The organism is Moorena sp., assembly GCF_982860115.1.
On the sequence record NZ_CEYLVT010000387.1, the window covers coordinates 1 to 4,021 of the forward strand.

Sequence of the window (4,021 nt, forward strand, 5' to 3'; positions counted from 1 at the left end):
TAAAAAAAACCTCTTCCCTACTCCCTACTCCCTACTCCCTACTCCCTTAACAATCGCTAAACTTTAGCCTCTTCTTTCACTAACTTATCCCAACCCAAATCCTTGAGACTGTTATTGCGACGTAACGGACGAGTTGCCAATTCCAGAATATCTCGGGCATTAGTAAAGCCGTGCATTTGAGCAAAGGTAAACTCAACAGACCACTTAGTATTAATCCCCCGTGCTTCCAAAGGATTAGCATGAGCCATACCGGTAATCACCAAATCCGGCTCCAACTCATAAATCCGCTGAATCTGGTTGTAATTGTCTGGCTTCTCGATAATCTTAGGAGTTGGTACACCCATTTCGTGGCAAGTCTGTTCTAACAGAGCTAACTCAGCCTTCTGATAACGCTTATCCATGTAAGGGATACCGATTTCATGGCAAGTCATCCCGCAACGAACGAGGAAACGAGCTAAGGAAACTTCCAGCAAGTTATCCCCCATGAAAAATACAGACTTACCACGCAACAGCTGGATATAATCCTCCAAGCTTTCCCAAATTTTAGCTTCCCGTTCTGCCAAGCCTTTTGGTTCAATACCAAACACAGAACACATTTTCTCTATCCAAGCCCGAGTGCCATCCGGACCAATGGGGAAAGGTGCGCCAATTAACTTACACTTGCGGCGGCGCATCAGAGTAGTAGCAGTACGACTGAGGAAAGGATTCACCCCAGCAACATAGTAACCTTCTTCAATTACTGGCAATTCCGTGTAACGCTTAGCAGGCAACCAACCAGACACCTTAATCCCCTGCTTCTTCAACTCTAGGGTGAGGTTAGTCACAACCGGGTCAGGTAGGGAGCCAAACAACACTAGGGGTGGATGATCCGCATAGTCTGACTCTTCCGCAGCCACCTCTTCTTTCTGGCGTCCAAAGTTGAGGAGTTTTGCGATCGCATTCCGCTCTTGTTTCTCCTCTTCCACCTGGGGTGCTTCCTTTGGACACTTGTGAGCCATAGCGGCCAATACAGTATCTTCACCCTGGGTGAAAGCATAGTCTAAGCCATTAGCACGAGCCACCACAATCGGAATCCCAATCTCAGATTCCAGCTTGGGAGCCAAGCCTTCCAAATCCATCTTGATAATTTCGGTAGTGCAGGTACCAATCCAGACAATCACACTAGGATTGCGATCGCGTTTAATCTGCAAACACAACCGCTTCAGTTCCTCGTAATCATTGAGCTTAGCGGAAATATCCCCTTCTTCCAACTCCGCCATCGCATAGCGTGGCTCAGCAAAAATCATCACCCCCATCGCATTTTGGAGGAAATAGCCACAAGTCTTAGTACCAATCACCAAAAAGAAGCTATCTTCAATCTTTTGGTAAAGCCATGCGACGCAGCTAATCGGGCAAAAGGTATGGTAATTCCCAGTTTCGCACTCAAAATCTAGGGCTTGAGGGGTTTCAGCAACAGTCATTTAAAATTCTCCTCTCCTGGTCTCTCTCTAAATTTTTAAGGGTTTAAGGTTTTAAGGGTTTAAAGGTTTAAGGTTTTAAGGTTTTAAGGTTGTTCGCGTAGCGTGGCCCAAAGGCCAAGGTTGAATGTTGAATGTTGTTCGCGTAGCGTGGCCCAAAGGCCAAGGTTGAATGTTGAATGTTGAATGTTTTAAGGGTTGAATGTTTTAAGGGTTGTTCGCGTAGCGTGGCCCAAAGGCCAAGGTTGAATGTTGAATGTTTAAAGGTTTAAGGTTTTAAAGGTTGTTCGCGTAGCGTGGCCGAAAGGCCAAGGTTTTAAAGGTTGAAGGGTTAAGGGTTAAGGGTTCAGGCTTGAAGGTTTGAAGGGCTTAAGGTTTTCTGTTGACTCTTATAACTTTCAACATTCAACCTCCTAACATTCAACCTTTCTTTCAACCTCCTAACATTCAACCTTTCTTTCAACCTTGGCCTTTCGGCCACGCTACGCGAACAACCTTTCTTTCAACCTTGGCCTTTCGGCCACGCTACGCGAACAACCTTTCTTTCAACCTCCTAACCTTGGCCTTTGGCCACGCTACGCGAACAACCTTCAACCTCCTAACCTTCAACCTAACCTTGGCCTTTGGCCACGCTACGCGAACAACCTTCAACCTCCTAACCTCCTAACCTTTGGTTACACCATCATCAGGTCTAATTCTTCTTCCTCAGTCACTGCTGGGGTTTGAGGATTTAGGTAGAAGTCAGACAGCAAAGAGAACAACTCCCGGTCTGGTGCATCTTGAGGTACAACCCCCTCAGGCTGTGCCAGAATTTGGTCAGCAATGTTGAGATAGTACTGACAAACCGGTTCCAGGCTAGGGTCAGTTTCTGCCATTTCAAAAATCGTTTTGCCCTTAACCCGAGAGACACGAATGTCTTCAATTAGTGGCAAAATTTCCAGCACTGGCATCGGCACAGCTTCGATATACTTATCGATTAAGTCGCGCTTAGAGGTGCGGTTGCCAATCAGACCAGCCAGACGCAGGGGGTGAGTGCGAGCTTTTTCACGAACAGAAGCAGCAATGCGGTTAGCAGCGAACAACGCATCGAAACCGTTATCGGTGACAATCATGCAATAGTTGGAATAGTTCAGGGGAGCAGCAAAACCACCACAGACTACATCACCCAGAACGTCAAACAGAATCACATCGTACTCATCAAAAGCATTCAGTTCCTTGAGCAGCTTGACAGTTTCACCAACTACATAGCCACCGCAACCCGCACCAGCCGGAGGACCACCAGCTTCTACGCAATGAACACCACCATAACCTTTGTAAATCACATCTTCAGGCCAGACATCTTCGTAGTGGTAATCCTTTTCCTGAAGGGTATCAATAATGGTAGGGATCAGAAAACCAGTCAGAGTAAATGTGCTGTCATGCTTTGGGTCACAGCCAATTTGCAGCACCTTCCGACCCCGCTTAGCTAGGGCAACTGAGATATTACAGCTAGTTGTGGATTTACCGATACCACCTTTTCCATAAACTGAAAGTTTCACCTTTAATCTCCTGTTTCCGTAAAAATTCTTCTTTTGTCTTTGCCCCTAAGCCAGCCGAAAGGATAATGGCTGAAATTCTGCTGGATTTATCTTAGGTGCGCTTTCCGTGATGGCCAGGGATTGCTCCCCATCACGGGTCGCACCTCAGGCACTGATATCTTGGTGCGCGTTCACCCTGTCTTGATGCAGTCGCTCATGGGGGAAACCCCCGCAGGTCGGCGCTGCATCGCTTGTTGGAGAACCCGACCGGGGTCGCACCGCTTCGGCGTTGACCCTAAAGCCAGCGATACATTGGTTGGCTTTCGGTGCTTATTGCATTATTCACGAACTGCACCATAAAATAAATGGTCTTTTTTATGGATATAGCCTTTAAGGTAGTTTAAATCGACTTTTATAAATTTAAACCATTAACTAAAGCAATTTAAATCTTATTTATGCAATTTAATATTTAAATAATTATTTTTTTATTTTTATTTATTAAAAATTAGTACAATAAACAAAAAAGTAAAATGATCAGGGTCAATTAAGTGAGGGTACTACTCAAAAAGTCCCCTAAGTTTGGGGGATTTAGCGGTGCGCTTGACCCGTAATTTAATTACGGGTCAAGCGCACCGGAGGAAAATTGGTAAATCCTGCAACAGTTAACGTTGCTGACCATAGACTATGGCTTGTCAAAATCATCCATACCTACCAGAAGCCATAGGCTGGTCTTGCTATTCAGATTTTTTGTAAATAATAATTAAATTTTTCCGGAGCAATCACCGCAATCTTTGTCTATAGGGTCACAGAATTTGAAAGAGGTATAAAGAATCGGGAGTCGGGAATCGGGAATCGGGAATCGGGAATCGGAACCCACCCCTAAACCCCTCATAAGGGTAGGTTTTTAACAAAGACGTGAGGTGTGGGGTGTAGGGGGTGGGGTGTAGGGGGTGGGGGATAAGAAAGCGATGCAGCTTCGGAACAGGGGGTTTCCCCCTGTTCCGAAGCTGCATCGCTCTTCAATCATCATTGTCTTGATCCCAAGCG

General features: G+C 45.8%; 4 protein-coding genes. 1 reads left to right on the forward strand and 3 read right to left on the reverse strand.

Going from position 1 to position 4,021, the window contains the following annotated elements:
* Window positions 1-56: 56 nt before the first annotated feature.
* Window positions 57-1,460 carry a ferredoxin:protochlorophyllide reductase (ATP-dependent) subunit N gene (locus AC4II3_RS31760; protein ID WP_293112021.1) on the reverse strand — a complete coding sequence of 468 codons (1,404 nt, stop codon included), beginning with the start codon at window positions 1,458-1,460 and terminating at the stop codon, window positions 57-59.
* A gap of 379 nt (window positions 1,461-1,839) precedes the next feature.
* Between AC4II3_RS31760 and AC4II3_RS31765 the strand changes: the two genes are divergently transcribed.
* The gene (locus AC4II3_RS31765; RefSeq protein ID WP_490723022.1) at window positions 1,840-2,124 is read left to right on the forward strand and encodes a hypothetical protein; all 285 of its coding nucleotides are present in this window, start codon (window positions 1,840-1,842) and stop codon (window positions 2,122-2,124) included.
* Window positions 2,125-2,131: 7 nt separating this feature from the next.
* On the opposite strand, the gene bchL is transcribed toward AC4II3_RS31765, so the two are convergent.
* A complete protein-coding gene (bchL, locus tag AC4II3_RS31770) occupies window positions 2,132-2,995 on the reverse strand; it encodes a ferredoxin:protochlorophyllide reductase (ATP-dependent) iron-sulfur ATP-binding protein (protein WP_009149517.1) in 864 nt (287 codons plus the stop codon).
* 739 nt (window positions 2,996-3,734) lie between these two features.
* Complete coding sequence (locus AC4II3_RS31775) at window positions 3,735-3,866, reverse strand: hypothetical protein (protein WP_488029542.1); 132 nt, start codon at window positions 3,864-3,866, stop codon at window positions 3,735-3,737.
* Window positions 3,867-4,021: the final 155 nt, after the last annotated feature.